The sequence below is a fragment of the Rhodanobacter sp. FW021-MT20 genome, from assembly GCF_041107475.1.
Lineage (GTDB): Bacteria > Pseudomonadota > Gammaproteobacteria > Xanthomonadales > Rhodanobacteraceae > Rhodanobacter_A > Rhodanobacter_A glycinis.
This window is the reverse complement of the sequence record NZ_JBGBPX010000016.1, coordinates 77635-94211: the sequence shown is the minus strand read 5'-3', so window position 1 is coordinate 94211 and position 16577 is coordinate 77635. Positions and strand designations below refer to the sequence as shown.

Annotated in this window: 21 protein-coding genes; 8 read left to right on the top strand and 13 right to left on the bottom strand. The window is 61.7% G+C overall.

Features of this window, described 5'->3' with window-relative positions; translation table 11 throughout:
- Positions 1-64 precede the first annotated feature (64 nt).
- From AB7849_RS15695 to AB7849_RS15645, 11 genes are all read right to left on the bottom strand, one after another.
- Positions 65-487, bottom strand: a complete 423-nt coding sequence (locus AB7849_RS15695) for a hypothetical protein (protein ID WP_369501369.1) — start codon at positions 485-487, stop codon at positions 65-67.
- Positions 488-835: 348 nt separating this feature from the next.
- Complete coding sequence (locus AB7849_RS15690; RefSeq protein WP_369501367.1) at positions 836-1066, bottom strand: hypothetical protein; 231 nt, start codon at positions 1064-1066, stop codon at positions 836-838.
- A gap of 195 nt (positions 1067-1261) precedes the next feature.
- Positions 1262-1558 (bottom strand): hypothetical protein, encoded by a 297-nt coding sequence (locus AB7849_RS15685; RefSeq protein ID WP_369501366.1) that lies wholly within the window; start codon positions 1556-1558, stop codon positions 1262-1264.
- A gap of 140 nt (positions 1559-1698) precedes the next feature.
- Complete coding sequence (locus AB7849_RS15680; RefSeq protein WP_369501365.1) at positions 1699-1983, bottom strand: hypothetical protein; 285 nt, start codon at positions 1981-1983, stop codon at positions 1699-1701.
- A 300-nt stretch (positions 1984-2283) separates the two neighbouring features.
- Positions 2284-3213, bottom strand: a complete 930-nt coding sequence (locus AB7849_RS15675) for a hypothetical protein (protein WP_369501364.1) — start codon at positions 3211-3213, stop codon at positions 2284-2286.
- Between the two features lie 140 nt (positions 3214-3353).
- On the bottom strand, positions 3354-3878 hold the full coding sequence (locus AB7849_RS15670; protein ID WP_369501363.1) for a hypothetical protein: 525 nt from the start codon (positions 3876-3878) through the stop codon (positions 3354-3356).
- A 182-nt stretch (positions 3879-4060) separates the two neighbouring features.
- Positions 4061-4447: a hypothetical protein gene (locus tag AB7849_RS15665; RefSeq protein ID WP_369501362.1), complete on the bottom strand. Its 387-nt coding sequence runs from the start codon at positions 4445-4447 to the stop codon at positions 4061-4063.
- A gap of 153 nt (positions 4448-4600) precedes the next feature.
- Entirely contained in the window at positions 4601-4846 is a 246-nt protein-coding gene (locus tag AB7849_RS15660) for a hypothetical protein (RefSeq protein ID WP_369501361.1), read from the bottom strand.
- On the bottom strand, positions 4843-5130 hold the full coding sequence (locus AB7849_RS15655) for a hypothetical protein (protein WP_369501360.1): 288 nt from the start codon (positions 5128-5130) through the stop codon (positions 4843-4845). Before AB7849_RS15655 ends, AB7849_RS15660 begins: the two co-directional genes overlap by 4 nt.
- Positions 5131-5228: 98 nt before the next feature.
- On the bottom strand, positions 5229-5810 hold the full coding sequence (locus AB7849_RS15650; RefSeq protein WP_369501359.1) for a hypothetical protein: 582 nt from the start codon (positions 5808-5810) through the stop codon (positions 5229-5231).
- A 214-nt stretch (positions 5811-6024) separates the two neighbouring features.
- Positions 6025-7221, bottom strand: a complete 1197-nt coding sequence (locus tag AB7849_RS15645; protein ID WP_369501358.1) for a DNA-binding protein — start codon at positions 7219-7221, stop codon at positions 6025-6027.
- A 415-nt stretch (positions 7222-7636) separates the two neighbouring features.
- Here AB7849_RS15645 and AB7849_RS15640 point away from each other — a divergent pair, with 415 nt between their 5' ends.
- The 6 genes from AB7849_RS15640 to AB7849_RS15615 all read left to right on the top strand — a co-directional run bounded on the left by AB7849_RS15640 (position 7637) and on the right by AB7849_RS15615 (position 13414).
- Positions 7637-9058, top strand: a complete 1422-nt coding sequence (locus AB7849_RS15640; RefSeq protein ID WP_369501357.1) for a hypothetical protein — start codon at positions 7637-7639, stop codon at positions 9056-9058.
- A gap of 94 nt (positions 9059-9152) precedes the next feature.
- Positions 9153-10022, top strand: coding sequence for a hypothetical protein (locus AB7849_RS15635; RefSeq protein WP_369501356.1), 870 nt, complete (start codon positions 9153-9155; stop codon positions 10020-10022).
- Positions 10023-10165: 143 nt separating this feature from the next.
- Positions 10166-11095, top strand: coding sequence for a hypothetical protein (locus AB7849_RS15630; RefSeq protein ID WP_369501355.1), 930 nt, complete (start codon positions 10166-10168; stop codon positions 11093-11095).
- 48 nt (positions 11096-11143) lie between these two features.
- The gene (locus AB7849_RS15625; protein ID WP_369501354.1) at positions 11144-11461 is read left to right on the top strand and encodes a hypothetical protein; all 318 of its coding nucleotides are present in this window, start codon (positions 11144-11146) and stop codon (positions 11459-11461) included.
- Between the two features lie 8 nt (positions 11462-11469).
- A complete protein-coding gene (locus AB7849_RS15620; protein ID WP_369501353.1) occupies positions 11470-11697 on the top strand; it encodes a hypothetical protein in 228 nt (75 codons plus the stop codon).
- A gap of 460 nt (positions 11698-12157) precedes the next feature.
- Positions 12158-13414, top strand: coding sequence for a hypothetical protein (locus AB7849_RS15615; protein ID WP_369501352.1), 1257 nt, complete (start codon positions 12158-12160; stop codon positions 13412-13414).
- A 37-nt stretch (positions 13415-13451) separates the two neighbouring features.
- On the opposite strand, the gene istB is transcribed toward AB7849_RS15615, so the two are convergent.
- A complete protein-coding gene (istB, locus tag AB7849_RS15610) occupies positions 13452-14207 on the bottom strand; it encodes an IS21-like element helper ATPase IstB (RefSeq protein WP_369501351.1) in 756 nt (251 codons plus the stop codon).
- 13 nt (positions 14208-14220) lie between these two features.
- On the bottom strand, positions 14221-15717 hold the full coding sequence (gene istA, locus AB7849_RS15605; protein WP_369501350.1) for an IS21 family transposase: 1497 nt from the start codon (positions 15715-15717) through the stop codon (positions 14221-14223).
- A 140-nt stretch (positions 15718-15857) separates the two neighbouring features.
- Between istA and AB7849_RS15600 the strand changes: the two genes are divergently transcribed.
- Together AB7849_RS15600 and AB7849_RS15595 are read left to right on the top strand one after the other, a co-directional pair.
- Complete coding sequence (locus AB7849_RS15600) at positions 15858-16013, top strand: hypothetical protein (RefSeq protein ID WP_369501349.1); 156 nt, start codon at positions 15858-15860, stop codon at positions 16011-16013.
- A 120-nt stretch (positions 16014-16133) separates the two neighbouring features.
- Entirely contained in the window at positions 16134-16538 is a 405-nt protein-coding gene (locus AB7849_RS15595; protein ID WP_369501348.1) for an H-NS histone family protein, read from the top strand.
- Positions 16539-16577 lie beyond the last annotated feature (39 nt).

Here is a 16577-nt window from a genome sequence, read left to right as displayed (position 1 = left end):
CAGCTCCAGGTGGATGACCTGGAGCTGCAATGGCATCGATAGCTGAGCCACCATCGAGCGCAGATTACGGCGCCCTTTCGAGTCGAGTGACAGGTGCCATCAGATCCCAGCCACCCTGTGAGCCAACCTTGCCACTAGGGTGGGCAACCACGCTTACTCGCCTATCGGAATCTTCAATCTCGACTTGGATATAGCCGTCCGAATCAATCCGAGTCACACGATACGTACTGCCTTCGCGGGTGCAACCGGCATCGCCAGCCTTCCAGCCACCGAACCGCCTCGGAGATTCAGCATGCCACTCGGCGAGCACGCGGCGAACCTCATTCACGTTCAAACCCAGGCGAGCGTCGAAATCAGCCAGCATGCTGAAGCATTGCTGCGGGTCTTCGAGAGCCTCCCGCTGCTCGGCATCGAGTTCGCCCAGGTTGCCCCGCAGCATGGCCAGATCCAGTAGTGCCGCAGCGTACTCAATTGCGTATTTCCGCATGAAAAATCTCCATCACATGCCGTCCAACGGGGCGGCTCTGGAACGAAGCGGGAACGCCCAATGCCACTGCATGTTGCTTTGGCGTGCCATCAACCATGAAAAAGCTCCAGGGCGCGCCCTGGAGCTTTGATACATCGGCGAAGCAAAAGGCCAGGACTTGCAGCAGCTGATCGGACTTTCTACGTCTCTATTCCCACGGCTCCGCAGATATCGCGCACGGGCGACCCTCTGCCCAGTTCGCGGCTCGCATGGCGTCCAAAGCCGCCCCCGCGGAAACCCCGAAGGAATGCAAAGAGCCATCGCGGTTCCGAATGGTGACTCGCCAGAAGTTGCACATAGCCGCCCCCCTTAGTAGGTGAAACCGGCGAACAACAACGTGCCTGGCTTGACGTAAATGCAGCGGCTCACGTCGTTCACATCCGTCAGCTCCCAACGCTTCTGGTCGGCGCAGTAGCCCTCGACCTTGTAGACCTTGCTCGCGTCCGGCTTGCGCTTGACGAAGTGTCCGCGCAGTGTATTGACCGGGTGCATCCCCTCGGTCGGCTCTTTCGTGGCAATGCAGGCGTTCATCAAGACCATCGTGATTCTCCAGCCATACCAACCAGTGGGTCGGTTTCTTGATGGAGCGATGCGGCATAGTGAGCGCGGGCGTTGCTCGGCCGTGCCACGGCTGGATGGCAGTGACGAAGCAAAACCCACCAGCAGAGCTGGTGGGTTAGTGGACATGGAATCAGGGCTCGATGACGGCCCGGTGGATGGCGTGGCGCTGGCGTTTCATACCATGCCATCGACCATACGCAGCAAGTGCTCGCTGGCATCGTCTGCGTCCTTGTAGAAGACACTATGCCCCCCAGTACCTGTGCGACGGATCAGGCGATCCGCCGTTGTCGCAAGCATCTTGCCGCTGCCGCCGCAGTCTGAACACGGAGTGTCGTAGCTGCCATCAAGATATTCCGCCCACTCCTCGTCATCGAAATCATCACGATCGACGACACCCTGCATGTCGCGCTTGCCTTCGCCCTTGCAGCACGGGCAGATCACCCACTTTCCCTGTTCGTTGGATTGAGGCATGACAGTTTCTCCAAGCACCCGGCACAAACCGGGCTTCGGTTGGTTGTGCGCTTTGATGGAAAGTGACGCCGTTGCGTCGGTTCCTCTTTCGGCAAAGGGAAACCTGCCACCCCGATAGGAGGCGACAGGTTCGTGGCATATCAGGCGTGGAAGTAGCCGACCTCCGTGTCGAAGCGCTTGAGGGCGTCGGCGACCACAACCAGGCCAAGCTGATTGGCCACGGCATACGCATCGACCTCCTTGAAAGGCTTCTCGCGATAGATCGTGTTCAGAGCTTCCAGCGTCTCATTGTCCGGCCCTTCAATCTCCGCCTCCGCGCTCGGGACGATAAAGAGTTCCCGTGTGGATTCCTTCACGTACCAGTGGCCGCTCTCGTAGCCCTCCACCTTTTCATACGTCCTCGTCTCGTTGTTGTACGGCCCCATGCCTCTCTCCAGCACCCGGCGACTGGCCGGATTTCGGGTGGAAGCGCCCGCAAGCGCGCCGCGGCATCGTTGCGCAGGGTCACCACCACCCCGCATGCTTTGCCTTTCCCGCCAAACCTTGACGCATAGGCGGCAGAGACGACCTCTACGGCGAGCGGGACGGCTGGGCCGCACGGGCGGGCCGACAGCGGGCGGAGCCCGCAGGGAGGCCGAGCCGCAGAGCGGCGAGCCCAGTCCAGTTCGTCCGGCATCGAGACACGAAAGAAAAAAAACCCGCCAGCAATGCCGGCGGGTTGGAGATCATGCAGCGCGGACGCGCAAGACGACTGTTTGGGCGGTGCCCTTGTAGTCTTCGTGCTCCTTGACGGTCGCTTTGATCGCTACGCGATCCCCGACCTGTCCATAGGACATGCCGCTGTTCCAATGGATGACGGACGCTCCGGTGCCGCACTCGACCATCTTCACGAGCGTCTTCATCCCCGTGCCGTAGGCGATCACCGGGAAGTCACGCTTAGAGACGATGACCGCCTGCAACGCCACCCTCTCGCCGGGCTTCCCAAGGTAGACGCCAGGAACAGGATCGGGCAGGGGCTTTTCACCGAAGCGGGCAACTACAGCCTGGCCACGGAGTGTCATCACCGGCGAATCGGCAAAATCGCCACGAGCAAAGCTCTTAGCCACCCAATCGATGTAGCCGATGTCGCCAGGCTGCAGAGCGTTCATGTCGATCCAGCCCCCTCCCTGCTGGCCGTAGAGACTGGTGGCCAAGCCGCGAAGCGTGGCGCCCGCGCCAAGCTCCAGCAGTACCACTTCAGGCGCCCAGTGTGGCCGGCCGCGCACCAGCAAGCCATTGGCGATTTCGGCTTCGGTAACGAGGAGGATTGCTTTTTGGTGTTGCTCACGGGCCTCCGCAGCTTGCCGATCTTCCTCCTCCTCTCGACGCCGGCGCTCTTGCATCTCCTCGGCCGAGGCTCGCTTGATGGCCAACATTTCCGATCGCAAACTGTCGGCAGACTGGCTGAATGCCAGGCCATTTTGTGCGGCATAGTGCTTGGCCAGCTTGATGGCTTCGTCCGCGTCCTGTGAGAGGTTGCGAACGTGGTAGAGCCGCTCGATCCGGTGGGTCTCGCCCCCGGGCATCCTCATCTGGATCAACGCGCTTTCGCGAAGCGTGTAGTAGTAATCCCTGATGCAGACCACTGCGCGGGGGATGTATTCGTTCTGCTGCATGGTTCCGACTCCATGCCACCCAACGGGGCGGCTTCGTGGAGTAGTGCGCCTGGGTTCCGTGAGCGCCGTTGCGCCAACTATTCAGAAGAAAACCGACCAGCCCTGGAGCTGGTCGGTTTTGGTTGCAGGTGGCGGCGCGCTTAGATGCGCAGCCCTTGTTTCGGCGCCGGCGCCGCATCAAGGAGGTTCATGTCGACGGTGTACGCCCCCACACGAAGAACTCCCTTGTGCTTCTTGCTCAGTTGAAACGTCGCGGAGCTGTCGTACTTCAGCATGGCCGGGGTCTCGCCCTTACACACACCAGCCTGGATAGGCACAGCCTGCACCAGCTGCGAATTCTGCAGGCGGACGACGGCTCGAACCGACGTGGCGTCACTCGACTCCGCAACCGGCCGGACAGTTACGGTCACGCCACTTTTCCCGGTGCCGGCGACACTGGTTCTGGAGCTGCCGTTCACGGCGCACGCTGCCCCGGGCATCTCGAACGGCGTTGCCTTTGTCAGCGTGGCAGTCCGCCCAAGATCCACGCCCGCCGCTTGGTCGATGAGCAAAGAACCCGATCGATAGACGGTCACATGAAACCGTATACCAGGCTCCGCGGCGTTGGCCGCGAAAGCGAACGAACAGACCAGGAAGGCGAACAACGCTTGCATCAACATTTTCATCGATTTCTCCTATACCGCTCGATCGAGCGGTCTCCGATTGAGGTAGCAGCGGCAGCACTCCATACGTGTTGCGTCGACGTGCCGCGCCTTGCTGCAAACGCAATGCCCCGGCCGCTCGAATGAGCTGGCCGGGGCAGGGGTTCATCATGCAGAAGCCATGCACATGCAGGTCACGGCTGAGGCTAGCGTTGGCGCAGTACCTCGATCAGCTCGGCGACCACATTCTCGTGCATGGTGTTGGCCACCAGGTCAGCCTGACGATCAACGTCTGGGCTAAGATCGAGCCGGCGAGGCGACTCGAAGTGCACGGGCCGGCGAATATCGGCCTCGATGTACCCGACGCCGCCGGCGACGTCCCCGCCGGCAATGAATGCTTGGGTTTCGTAGTACCCGTCAGCATTCACCTTCTCGACCGGCCCGTGACCGTGATCTTCAGGCCGGAAATTGCCTACCGTGCTAACCACGATGCCGCGATCGCCGGCAACCAGCAGCGTGTTGCGTCGGAACAAGCACCGCGCCGCACAGATGTAGTGCGCGGCCCATCCGCGTTCGATACGTGTGACGTCCATCCTTCTCTCCCGTGCTGCCAGACAAGGCAGCTTCGACGGTAGAGTTGCTGCCGCATGCTGGTTGAGCTGTTGCGACCGTTTGGTGGGTGCGTTCGCATAAAGAAAAGCCCGCCAGCGGTGCTGGCGGGCTCGGTGGGTATTGACCATAACGCGTCAGGAAAGGCGCTCGAATCGCTCCAGTCGCCAACTCGACAGGCTAGGGCGATCAGGAAAAGACGTCCTGGCCAGCGCTTTGACCGCTCGGGAGAACACTTCGTCGTCGAGGTCTTCGACGCCATCAGGTGCAACCACGTCGACGTGGCCGTTGTACTGTGCCCAATGGCCGGGTGCGCTGGTCAGGTATACGCGATACCTGCTGTAGGACGGCTCCTCCGGCTCCAAAGCGCATCCATTGCTCATGCGTGCTCTCCTTCCTTCACGGGGAGAACCTCGATGCCCTGCTTACGCAGCTCGGCCGCGACAATTTTCTCAGCCTGCTCGCGCAGATCTGCCGGCAACGCCTCGTGGATCTTCTTGAACGCTTCGGCTAAGGCGAACGCTCGGGCGACCTCACCACGCATTCCGCGTGCTGCGGCGCGTTCACCGCTTTCGGCCATACGGGTGTAGACGTTACCAAGTTCGCCCCACGTCGGGGTCAGGTCGATGGTCAAAACTTCGGATTTCTGTGCGCTGGCAGCTGCCATGGGAAGTTCCTGCTCTTGCCGACCAAAGGGGCGGCTTCAAGATCGAGAGCGGCTTAGCACGTCGCGGGGTTGTTGCTTAAACGTGCCACATCGCGTTCCTAAAATTGAAACGCATTTTTGTGAAGTTTGAGGTCTGTTTGCATAATTTGCTTCTGCGAGAGACGCAGATTTGGCAGAAGGCCATGCTTACCGTGACGAATGCTGTTTAAATACTCAACAGATTTATCGGATGTTGCATTTCGTATCTTCTTGTCAATCTGGCGAAGCGCGGTGTGTACGTCAAGGAGATTAATCGCCTTGTATTTATGCGGCGTTCTTTGGTGCCGTTCGATTGCAACGATGTGGTTAACCTCAGATGCAGAAAGCTCACCAGTATTGACGTACTGTGCATGTATGTCCGCCAGTTGCTGGTAGCGAAGACCGTTATCGGCGTAAGGTAATTCTGCCAGCCGGGATCGAAGAAGCAGATAACGCTTAGCAATAAGCGTGTCGTCATGGTCGACATGCAGTGAATCATTTCGGCGACTATTGTTTCGCTTTGAATTTGGCGCACCATCACGAATGGTAAGATCAGGAATACCACGGTGGGCGCCGATCCCAAATTCATGCTGTATGCAGTCTTTACCGTAAGGGCGTTCTACGCCGTCTTCAGACCGCACAAAATATCCACGCGTAAGCATGTGCCCACAGCCTCGTCTCGCGCAAACCCTTTCGGGCTCAACGAAATCGCAACAGATAATTACACGCATCAGCAGACCTTTTAATCAACGAAGTTTGATTGCTTCTTCGAGAGCTTTGCCGCGTTGGCTGGCAATTAACCGAGTGCATCAGAATAGCTCCTGCTCATGCAGGCTAAGATGAAGCGGCCAGCGCTGTAGTGACGATTGCATCAAGTCAAATCGGAGTGACTGTCCAGCCGCGCTGAGTGATGGATTTTTGTTCGTCCTCGCTCGGCTCATATGGCAGAGTGAAAAGTACCTCGCCATCCTTGTCCAGCACCATATGTGACGAAGCTCGCCTAGCCGCGGCAGCGCTCTTGGCAATCTCCTCGGCAAGCCGCCTTTCAACGTCCGCGGCCCTCTGCAGAGCTGCATCGAGCGCTTGTCGTAGGCGTGCGACCTCTACCGCGGCTTCCTGCCGGGCTGCATTGGCTGCCGCCATTTCCTCCCGCAGATCTCCAAGCACTACCTCGTGTCGACGGTCGCCATCGGCCTTCTCGGCGATCAGCGTAGCGCGCTCGCTATCCCGGGCTCGGCGCTCGTCGGCGAGTTCCCTCGCCGTAGCTCGGGCAGCCTCCTCAGCCTTTTCAGCCCGCCCACGCTCCCGGCCCAGTTCGCTGGCCAGCCCTTTGGATTTCTCTCGCGCTTCGTCGATCTGGCGTGTGGTGAACGCCAGTTGGCCTTCGAGGGTCTCACGTTCGCGCACGCGCTCGTCCAGCACCCGGGCCAAGGCGGCCTCGTGCTCGCGGCGGTCTGCATCGGCCTGCCGGCGATCCGCTTCTCGCCCAGCAGATTCACGCTGCAGGGCGGCGGCGGTTGATTCGTGGCTGGCCCTGGCCGCTGCCAACTCATGTTCGAGCTGTTGGATGCGGCGGCCACGCTCGGCCAACTCGGTATGGGCGGCGTCGAGACTGGCTTGAACCGAATCCACCATGGCGTGTGCTGCGGCCTCGCCGGCGCGGGCGTCCTGGATCTGCGTATCCGCAGCCGCACGCTCATCATCGAAGGCCCCTTTGGCCTCCAGTGCCGCTTGTTGCCATAGGCTCGCCAACGCCGTCTGGAAGGCCGGCACCAGCGCCTCGGGTATGCCTGGCACGTCGACCCGTGTGTCCAGCTGCCTACGCAGGGCCTCCCACCACTCCCGCAACCCCGCGTCGATGGTCGTCATCGAGCCGCGGCCGGTCAATTCGCGCACCAGCGCCCGGGTCGGCCTCTCGCCGGCGATGAACAAGCGATTGGCCACCTCGCGCACTAGCGCACGGGTGTCCGTGGGATGAGCTGCTTTCAGCCGAGCGATCTCGGTGGGGCTCACTGCCGCGTGAGTGCTCGGGACGTTCCGGCCGGCGGCGCCGGCGTCTGTCGTATTCAGCATGGCTCCAGGCTCCAGATGAGCGATTTCGTTGAGATCCCGGCCGCCTACGCGCGCGTACACGTGCGTGCGCGAGGGTGCACGCCGGCATCCTCGCACAGGCTATCTCGATATGCAATAACGGAACGTCTTACGTTCCTGTAGGAACGATTGCAGCCGTCTATGCAACATTAGGTTAATAATGTTGAATAGGGCGTAAGGGAGGGGAGGGGTAACTAAATCTGAGAGTTTTCGTCAGCCCAGGAGCCGGGCCTGGCCGCAAAAAACAGGCCGAGAAGCGCGCGTGGCTGAATTGCACAGCCAGCTGGCGAGAGCGCCGAATGGGCGGCGCCGGTTGCATTCTCAGCGGCTACGCCATCGTGGTGCCGCCGAACTACTATCCGCTCACCGAAACCAGTAAGCAAGAGGCGAGCGCCGCATGACCACCATGCCAACCAGCCCTGATAGCACGGTAGGTCAGAGGGCTTTCATGCTCGCCGCCGATCCTACGCCATTGCGTTTCGTGACGCTTGCCATGGCGATGCTGGGGATTCACCTGACCGGCACGCTGTGCGGGAATGGCGATCGCCTGACAACTGCTGACCCGCAATTCCTCTTTCCGGGCGTGAAGTCGCTCGCCACCCTCGCAGCACGGACGCAGACGCCCCTATGCATGGCAGAGGACGAGTATTCCGTTACCACAACGATCGGAACCAGTGCGCTCGTACCGCAAGGGATCGGCGCCGTCCACGTCGACGTGACGTTGTTCTGTTCATCCGACAACCGTGACTTCGAGTTTGCCGACGACATCACGAGCCCACTTTATGTCCAGATTTTGTGGATGGCCGTTGGCGGCGCCGATCATGAGCCTGTATTAGCTGCAGTCCTGGACTGGCTTGAGTCAGTTCGATTACCGCCGAACAGGGATGATGACGAAGAAGCGGAACTCCCGGACGTGCTTCTCAGCGAACAACTCGAAGGGCTTCATGAGCGCATTGTCTACCGCGAACGCCTCCTTGAGGAGCTGACTGAATCAACCTCGGCAAAGGCTACGCGCGCCGCCGCGGAGGAACATCGTCGCGTCGAGCGGAAATTGACCACTCACATTAAGCAACTGCAAATGGAGCTTGAAACCTCCCGGGCGGTATCCGAAAGGCTACGAGCGCGTGCTGAGACCGCAGAGCGAATGCGCCGCGAACCCCTGACGGAAGGGACGCCTCCCGCATCAGTGCCGCCGAGCGTTACTGCGGAGCCCGTGGACGTCGAGCAGCAGAAGCGATTGGAGCTTGTCATCCGACAGCAGTCCGACCAGATTGACCAGTTGCGTGCGGAGGTTTTCCGATTGCGGAGCGAACGGAGCCGCGATGGCGGTACCCAGGGCGAAGCGGCCGAGATCTTGTTGCCTACCGCTCCACCAACCGCGTCGTTCAAGGGCTTGGCTAGCTGGGCTCAGGCCAACCTGCGCGGACGCGTCGTAGTGCATGCCAAGGCGGCCCGCGCTGCGCGAAAGAGCGCCTTCAACGATCACGCGTTGGTCTACCGAGTTCTTCAAGCGATGGCGGAGCACTATTGGTCAATGCGGGCAGCAGGCGACGCCGGTGCGAGACTGGCCTGGGAAACGTTTCTGACCGCCGAGCACCTTACCTGTGGCCCAACGGGGGCGGCTGTGCTGGATCGGCGCACGCGTCCCGCGTATCTAGTGAACTGGCATCGACGATCCGTGGAACTCGACCAGCACATTCAAGGCGACAGCAGTCGCGACGAAGCCCGGGCATTTCGATTGTATTTTCACTGGGACACTGAGAGATCGGTCGTAGTTGTTGGTCATCTTCCATCACACCTCCCGAACACGTTTACGTGATGGCCTGTGACACGCACAAGCAACGCGCGAAATAGGGGCTTCAAGCTGCCTCCTGCTGAAGCTGACCCTTTGGTCAGCATGTAGGAAATCTGCCATGGCAGACGCGCACGAAACCATCACCGTGATGACTGATATACCGGCAGCAGCAATCCAGTCGCACCATCGCTTGCTGCTGGAAGAAATGGGATTCACGCTGGAGGAAAGCGGGGACAACTACTACCTCTACGCCATCGATCCCAGCCTCATCGTCAGCAGTGAGTTCTTGAACACGCTCGACGATTCAGTCGTCGCGATACCGCTGATCGCTGAAGCCAGGAAGTGCGCCGACGACGAGTTCATCGAATCGGTGCTGAAGGACATTCTGAAGTCGCCGATCATGGCCGACACGCCGCATATCGACCTCATGGCTAGCTACCGCAGCAACAAGGCGCGGCCAGGAGAACATGGGGGCTGGGCCGCTCGGATTGCCAGACACGACGTGCAATACATGAACACGGCCGACGCTTTCCGGGAATGGGACAGCGAGCCGCAGCGCATCAAGGATATCGAGGCGGTCTGTGATCTAGCGAATCGAACCGCAGCAACGGCGGCCGAAAAGGAGGCTGTTGCTCGCCTGAGCGATTACGTGGTGAATCACCCGTTGGTGGAGTACGGCGAGGAAGGGGGCGAGCCCGACGAACACCATGCCCCCTACCCTGTCTGGGAGGTTCAGCTACCGGGTTTCGTGGGCGACGGCTCCACCGAGCAACTCATCCTTTGGGTGGAGTCCCCGACGTCTGAGGAAATCGACGTCCTGATGCCCGAAGGCACTGCAGTTCGCCCGCTCGATAACGCGTTGCGGGAAGGAACGGAAGCTCGACGAAGCGCGGGAGTGGACTTCTTCCTCCCCGAGGAAGCCATGCAACTCCGCAGCAAGGCATACGAACTCCTGCGCCAAACGGCAACCGCCAACCCGGGCGAATAACGACGTCACACCAGCTCCAGGCCACGTGCCTGGAGCTTTTTTATGCCGCAGATCCGCATGGCACGCGCAGGCAACGCGCGGGTTCGCGAACTGAAGTCGCTCTCCGCCGAAGCCGCCCCGTTGGGCGGATACGGAGTACCCCGATGAACACCATTCCACCGATTCCGGCCTCGGCAACAACCAGCGAAGGGGGCCACGCACTGCCCTCTTTCGCGCAACACCCCGACTCTGGCTATCGCGGGCGCACGCTTGCGAACGCAAGTGCCGATTTGACCATCGCCATTGCCCAGGATATGAGCACTGCGGGAGAGCGCCTGACCAAGCGGGCAGTCTTGGAGCAGAACAAGGTGTATTGCCCGATCCAGTACCGCGGTACTGCCGCAACCAGCGCTGCAGTTCATGCCATTCGCAAGGCTATCCGCAGCATCGACAAAGCGGAAATATCGATCAACATCGCCGGCAACGGCCTCTACACGCTCAACGAGAGATGGGATGTGGCACAAGAAGACCTCGACAGGTACACCTTCGAGCTACTGAGGGCCGCGCTCAGCGATCCGTGCGGCAAGAAGATCACCGTCATCCGTAGCGGAGGTCAAACAGGCTTCGACGAAGCCGGCATCAAGGCAGGCATGTCGCTCGGCATCCCTACCGAGATCCTCGCACCGCAGGGCTGGAAACTACGCAACGTGCATGGTGTCGACGTGATGGATGAATTGGCGTTCAAGAGGCGCTTCGTCCTTCACCAGATGAAACTGGAATGGCTCTCGAAAAGCTTTGCCTGGAGCACCTACTGCTACGACAACGACGATGAATGCGCTGGTTGGAATGCTATTGGCATCGTGCGGAACCGTGCCGGTCATTTGGTGATGGAGCACCTGACGCCTGACCAGGCGGACGAGCTGAGCGGCAATGTCCACGCCTACTTCAGCTACGTGATGGTGATGCTCGATGTACGCGGATGCACGGGGTACAGGGAGATGTTCCAGGTCACGTTTGACGTCAAGGGCTCACTGCAGGACTTCAAGGAGCGTGTGCACGAGGCAACGCAAGAATTGATCGACAGTGCAACCTGATGCTTCAAAGCTCCAAGCCTCGTGCTTGGAGCTTTTTCATGCGCCGCAATGGCCGCGGTGATGGCACGCCCGGGCAACGCGCGTTTTCAAGAGACCCCGGCGCTTCTCGTTGAAGCCGTCCCTTCGGGCGGCATTAGCGAGAACACAGCGATGGAACTTTGTATTTCGATCTGTCTAACAGTGCATGACGAATCTGCCTTTCGCGAAGCTGCGCGGGATCGCGCCCTTGAGGACGGGCTTGGCGATGAAACAGCCAACGCGTACCTCGATGAAGAACAACACTCCTTGGGCCAGTGCGCGATCATGCTTCTCGATCCCGGCGTCTCACCGAACGGTTGTCAGATCATCGACAGTACGGCCGACTAGGTGACCCCATGAGCCAGGAACGCGAAATCGAACGCTGCCGATTCAAGCTCGGCCTGTGCTTGCGCAACGCCCGAGAAAGCTCGCGAGACTCGTGGCAACACGCGGAAGGTCGCGCCCAGCGTCGTGAGTATCGACGCATGTCCCGCGAGTCGCTGCAAACAGCTCGTTACTGGATTGGCAAGCTGCGACGCTTAGGCATCCGACCGGAACCGTTGTTTTATCCCGAACGCGCCTGATACCCCACCCCCGCCAGCACGTGTGCTCGCGGGGGTTTTCATATCGTCGTGGGCGGTCGTCATCACGTCATCACGGATGAGCTAGCACGTCCGGACAACGCAAGCCGCAGACCATCTCCATCACTCCAAGCTGAAGCCTCTCATCGAGAGGCATGTGCAAGGAGTAACCCTATGAGCAATGCAGTCTTTCAGCGTGTAAGCCAAGCGATCCTCGAAAAGCTTGAAAGCTGCCCGACGTGGCAACGCCCATGGACTGGAAGCAACAAGATGCAGGTCAACGGCGTCACCGGAAAGCGCTGTCCGACGCGAGATTGTTTATCAAGCCGAGAGGTCTCAACTCGTGATGTCCACGTCGCAGGTGCAACTTCTCAGATAGCTCCTCCCGGAGACCGCGGCGGAGCCGCAAGCGCGCAGGACGCGCGCAACGGGGCGCGTAGCGCCCGCCCGCCGGCGGGCCGGCATGGATGGGGGTTTTGCCGTGCTGCCGGGCGGCTGCTACACGCCCCACGGGCCGGCACGGATGGGAGCCTTGCCACGCCGCCGCAACGCCGCGCCCAGCGCAATCGCGGCGCTCTCGATCGAACGAGCCGCCTTTCGCGGCCGATACGAGGAGAGTTCCATGGGTGCTACGGTACTTTGCAAGAAGCGGGTCTGTGCTTTCCGCACGACGGCCGGGACGGTGATGTATCTGTTGTTCGAGAGTTCCTACGAAAGGAACGTCTACCCCCACGATCTTTCGGTGTCGTGCGTCGCTTACGGCCCAATCGCTCGGATCATGGATTGGATCATTCGCTCCGCGGCGAGTGCCGCTGGAGGCATGTTGCGCTCTCCGCGGGGAGAGATCGATCCCATCCTGCATCTCAAGAGCTATCGCCGTGCACTGGCCGCCCCGGAATGGCTGGACGACTTCAAGGTTACCTTGCGGGCAAGCACCGAGTTCAAGGCCAGCATCCCGCTCTACCTGGACGAGGAAGACTCCTACCGCAATCTGGATCTCGCGGCACGGGAGTTCGCAAACCATGGTCGTGGCGACTTGGTGGCGGCGTTGCAGGCTGGCCAACCGGTGGAGCTGGAAGCCTACCGCGATGGAGAGCTGTTGGCGGCGATCTACGACGACTGCGGAAGCGGTTCGCTCATCGCACCGTGGCGTGCTTTTTCGCCCCCGTGGTTTACGCGTGGCCCTGACAGAACGCTGGCTCCGCCGAAGGCAAAGCCAGATCCGACCACCCTGCCCGGGATGCAGCTGTATCGTCTCGATGAGCCGACCGAGCTGACGCGGCAGTATCACCACAGCGTCAACCTGGTGCTGGTCGACGGCTTCGAGCCACGGTTCGACTATCTCGCTACCGAAGGCCCTTTCATCAACTCGGTAGTCGGTCGACTGGAGGCGCAGCACCCCGGCCAGGCCGAGCTTGCGATCGAGCGCTTCCGTGGCCTGGGAAGCTTTGAGGACGCCCCGCTCGCACCAGGTAACACGGTGTTCAAGATCGACCGCAACAAGGTGGTCACCACGTGGCAAAAGGAAACCTACGAGAAGCTCTGCACGCTCCTCAAGGGCCGCTTCACGGCGAGCTACGATCTGATGATGACCACGCTGCAGGACGTTCGGATTGCCGAATCCACGGCGGAACGCGACAACCTGCGTATTCCGGTGAAGCCGGGCCACGATTCCGGTTCATGCCGGGCCACCGTTCCGGAGCATGCCGGCAGGGGGTGAAGCGGTGGGGGTAATGTCGCGGTGACGGCGGGAGCCGTCAAGCTATCTGCGAGGCGCTTGCCTTCTTCGTTTCGGTTTTCTGTTTACGCATGGATGGTCCGGTGAGAGCGAGTCGGTAGCTGTTGTGCACCAGACGATCGAGGATGGCGTCGGCGAGGGTGGGGTCGGCGAGATACGCATGCCACTGGTCGACGGGGAGCTGGCTGGTGATGAGGGTGGACTTTTTGTCGTAGCGATCGTCGAGGATTTCGAGCAGGTCGCGCTTGACCTCGTCGGTCAGGGGCGCGAGGCCGAAGTCGTCGATGATCAGCAAGTCGGCCTTGGCGATGAGTTTCAGGAAACCGGCGCGGTTGCTCATGGCGCGGTAGCGGGCCAGTTCGTCGGCGAGGCGCGGCAAGCGGAAGCAGCGCACGCTGTGGTCGGCGCGACAGGCGGCGTGCGCGAGCGCGCAAGCGAGGAAGCTCTTGCCGACGCCGCAGGGGCCGGTGACGAGGACGTTCAAGTGCTCGTCGATCCAGGCGAGGTGGCGCACCTGGGCGAGCTGGCGCGGATCGAGTCCGCGCGGGGTGCGGGTATCGAGGTCTTCGAGGGCGGCGCTTTGCGGCAGCTTGGCCCAGCGCAGGCGTTGCGCGAGACGTACGCTGGCGCGTTCGGTGAGTTCGTGCTGGATCATGAGGCCCAGCCGTTCGTCGAAGTCGAGGTCGCGGGCTTCGCTGCCCTGGTGGGCCAACGCGGCCGCCATGCCGTTCAGGCGCAGTGCCTTGAGCTCGCGGATCAGGGGTTCGTGCAACATCGGTGCTCCTTGGTCAGTGGAAGTAATCGCCACCGCGCACGTTGGCGTGCATCAGCGGTGGCATGGGTGGCGCAGGGGACTCGTCGGGTGTGGCGATGAGGGCGCGCAGCGCGCGATAGCTGAAGGCGCCCAGCGCCACGGCGCGCCCGGCGGCAGCTTCGAGTTGGGCGGGGCTGAAATCCTTGGCCAGGCGCAGGATGCCGAGGCTGGCGCGCAAGGCCTCTTCGGGGTGGCGGCGACGCTGCACCAGTTGGGTGAGCACCTCCATCGTGGCCGGGCCGATGGCGAGGGCGCGCTGCATGAGCTTCTCGTGGGAGAGCTCGACGACGGCGCTGTGCCGCTCGGGGCGGTGCGCCTCCTCGGTGGTGAACTGGCCGCGCTGGGTGCTGCGTCGGTGCGTGGCGACGCGCACCTGCCGATGGAGGATCTCGACGCCGCGCGCCGTGAGCCGCACGTCGACCGTCTTGCCGACCAGGGCATGGGGCACCGAGTAGAACGCGCCATCGACTTGCACGTGGTAGTCCAGGTGCACCTTGGCCTTCTTCCACTGGGCAAACTCGTAGGGGTGCGCCGGCAGCGGACGCAACGCAGAGCGCTCCTCCGCCTCAAACAGGGACAGGCGGCTGCCCTCGCGCTGCTGGAACGGCTTGGCGTTGAGCTCGGCCAGCAGCGCCGCGATGGCCTGGTTGAGCTCGGCCAACGAGAAGAAGGTCAGGTCGCGCAGGCGTGCCAGGATCGAACGCTCCACGATCAGCACGCCGCCCTCGACCTTGGCCTTGTCGCGCGGCTTGCGCACGCGCGCCGGCAGGATCGCCACGCCATAGTGCTCGGCGAAGTCCTGATAGGACGGGTTGAGCGCCGGCTCGTAACGGCACGGCGCCACGACGCCCGACTTGAGGTTGTCCGGCACGATCGCCGCCGGCACGCCGCCAAAGAACGCCAGCGTGCGGGTATGCGAGCCCAGCCAATCCGGCAGCGCCTGCGTCCAGGTCGCCTCGGCATAGGTATAGTTGCTGGCCCCGAGCACGGCCACGAAAATCTGCGCCTGGCGTACCTGGCCCGTCAGCCGGTCGCTGACCGGTATCGTCTGGCCGGCGTAGTCGACGAACAGCTTCTCGCCCGGCCGGTGGGTCTGACGCAGCACCACGTCCTGCCGGCCCAGCCAGCGGCGGTACTGCTCGCAGAACTCGCTGTACTGCCAGCCGTCGGGCTGCGCGGCCTTGTACTCCTGCCACAGCAGCATCCGCGTTACGCCGCGACGCTTGAGCTCCGCATGCAGTCGGGTGAAATCCGGCGCCGGCGTCTTCGACAACGGCACCTGCCGGCAGTACAGCCGGGCGTACAGCATCTCCTCGGTGAGCTCGGCGGGCAGCGGCCACGCGAGGCCGGCTTCACGGCAACGTCGGACGCAGTCCTGCACCGTCGAACGTGCGCAGCCGATGGCCACGGCGATCTGGCGGTCACTGATCCCTTCGGCACGCAGCCGAAGCACTTCTCGAATCTTGCGCACGGGCAACCTCTGTTGTGCCACCGCCGCTCTCCTTCGAACTCGAAAAAGAGCGCACGGTAGCCAAGGTCAACCCGCTTCACTCGCCCCTGCCGGCATGCTCCTGAACGGTGGCCCGGCATGGACCGGAATCCTGGCCCGACATGGACCGGAATCGGTGGCCGGCATGGAGCGGAATACGCAACAACCCGGTGTTCCGCGTACTGGCTTATCTGGGCGACGCAGTGTCGGTGGTGCTCGGCACTGTTTCGGCGTCCGCGCCGGAACAGCAAACCGATCTATTCGCCACCGCGGCTTGATCCATACCCCCTCCCCTGCCCGCTCGCGGGCAGGGGATTTTTTTCCTCGAACGCCATTTGGAATCATTGGCGCTGATTTTGCCGTACTCTACGGGCGCTGTTCTAACTCCAAGGATCGCCATGGCAATCAATCTCGACTCGCTCTCCCCGGCCGAACTCCAGGCACTGATTAAGAGTGCCGAAGCGCAAATGAGCGCCGCACGCCAAAACCACATCAAGGATGTACGGACGAAGATCGACAGCATTCTCGCGAGCGCTGGCCTGACCATCGTTGAGATCTACCCAACGCGCGGGCGTAAAGGAGGAGCGAAGCTCCCGAAAGCCCCCGTCGCGCCCAAGTACCGCAATCCGGCAGACGCATCGCAAACGTGGTCTGGCCGCGGCAAGCGGCCGGCGTGGTTCGTTGAGGCGTTATCGAAAAAGGGAGTCACGGCAGAGACTCTGCTGATCGCCGGCCCCGCGACCAAGAGCGCGAAGAAGGCAGCGAAGAAAGCCTCGCCCAAGAAAGCCGCCGCCAAGAAGTAACTCTTGCCTGGGCAATACGAAGAAGGCTCGCAGGAATAC

Bases quoted from the DNA above. Each gene is read 5' to 3' on its own strand.
- AB7849_RS15595 (WP_369501348.1), top strand. From the start codon at position 16,134: ATGGCAATCAATCTCGACTCGCTCTCCCCGGCCGAACTCCAGGCACTG.
- AB7849_RS15635 (WP_369501356.1), top strand. From the start codon at position 9,153: ATGGCAGACGCGCACGAAACCATCACCGTGATGACTGATATACCGGCA.
- AB7849_RS15600 (WP_369501349.1), top strand. From the start codon at position 15,858: ATGGACCGGAATCGGTGGCCGGCATGGAGCGGAATACGCAACAACCCG.
- AB7849_RS15685 (WP_369501366.1), bottom strand. From the start codon at position 1,558: ATGCCTCAATCCAACGAACAGGGAAAGTGGGTGATCTGCCCGTGCTGC.
- AB7849_RS15640 (WP_369501357.1), top strand. From the start codon at position 7,637: ATGACCACCATGCCAACCAGCCCTGATAGCACGGTAGGTCAGAGGGCT.
- AB7849_RS15665 (WP_369501362.1), bottom strand. From the start codon at position 4,447: ATGGACGTCACACGTATCGAACGCGGATGGGCCGCGCACTACATCTGT.
- AB7849_RS15630 (WP_369501355.1), top strand. From the start codon at position 10,166: ATGAACACCATTCCACCGATTCCGGCCTCGGCAACAACCAGCGAAGGG.
- AB7849_RS15670 (WP_369501363.1), bottom strand. From the start codon at position 3,878: ATGAAAATGTTGATGCAAGCGTTGTTCGCCTTCCTGGTCTGTTCGTTC.
- AB7849_RS15695 (WP_369501369.1), bottom strand. From the start codon at position 487: ATGCGGAAATACGCAATTGAGTACGCTGCGGCACTACTGGATCTGGCC.
- AB7849_RS15650 (WP_369501359.1), bottom strand. From the start codon at position 5,810: ATGCTTACGCGTGGATATTTTGTGCGGTCTGAAGACGGCGTAGAACGC.
- istB (WP_369501351.1), bottom strand. From the start codon at position 14,207: ATGTTGCACGAACCCCTGATCCGCGAGCTCAAGGCACTGCGCCTGAAC.
- AB7849_RS15655 (WP_369501360.1), bottom strand. From the start codon at position 5,130: ATGGCAGCTGCCAGCGCACAGAAATCCGAAGTTTTGACCATCGACCTG.
- AB7849_RS15680 (WP_369501365.1), bottom strand. From the start codon at position 1,983: ATGGGGCCGTACAACAACGAGACGAGGACGTATGAAAAGGTGGAGGGC.
- AB7849_RS15690 (WP_369501367.1), bottom strand. From the start codon at position 1,066: ATGGTCTTGATGAACGCCTGCATTGCCACGAAAGAGCCGACCGAGGGG.
- AB7849_RS15625 (WP_369501354.1), top strand. From the start codon at position 11,144: ATGGCCGCGGTGATGGCACGCCCGGGCAACGCGCGTTTTCAAGAGACC.
- AB7849_RS15620 (WP_369501353.1), top strand. From the start codon at position 11,470: ATGAGCCAGGAACGCGAAATCGAACGCTGCCGATTCAAGCTCGGCCTG.
- AB7849_RS15615 (WP_369501352.1), top strand. From the start codon at position 12,158: ATGGATGGGGGTTTTGCCGTGCTGCCGGGCGGCTGCTACACGCCCCAC.
- AB7849_RS15645 (WP_369501358.1), bottom strand. From the start codon at position 7,221: ATGCTGAATACGACAGACGCCGGCGCCGCCGGCCGGAACGTCCCGAGC.
- AB7849_RS15675 (WP_369501364.1), bottom strand. From the start codon at position 3,213: ATGCAGCAGAACGAATACATCCCCCGCGCAGTGGTCTGCATCAGGGAT.
- AB7849_RS15660 (WP_369501361.1), bottom strand. From the start codon at position 4,846: ATGAGCAATGGATGCGCTTTGGAGCCGGAGGAGCCGTCCTACAGCAGG.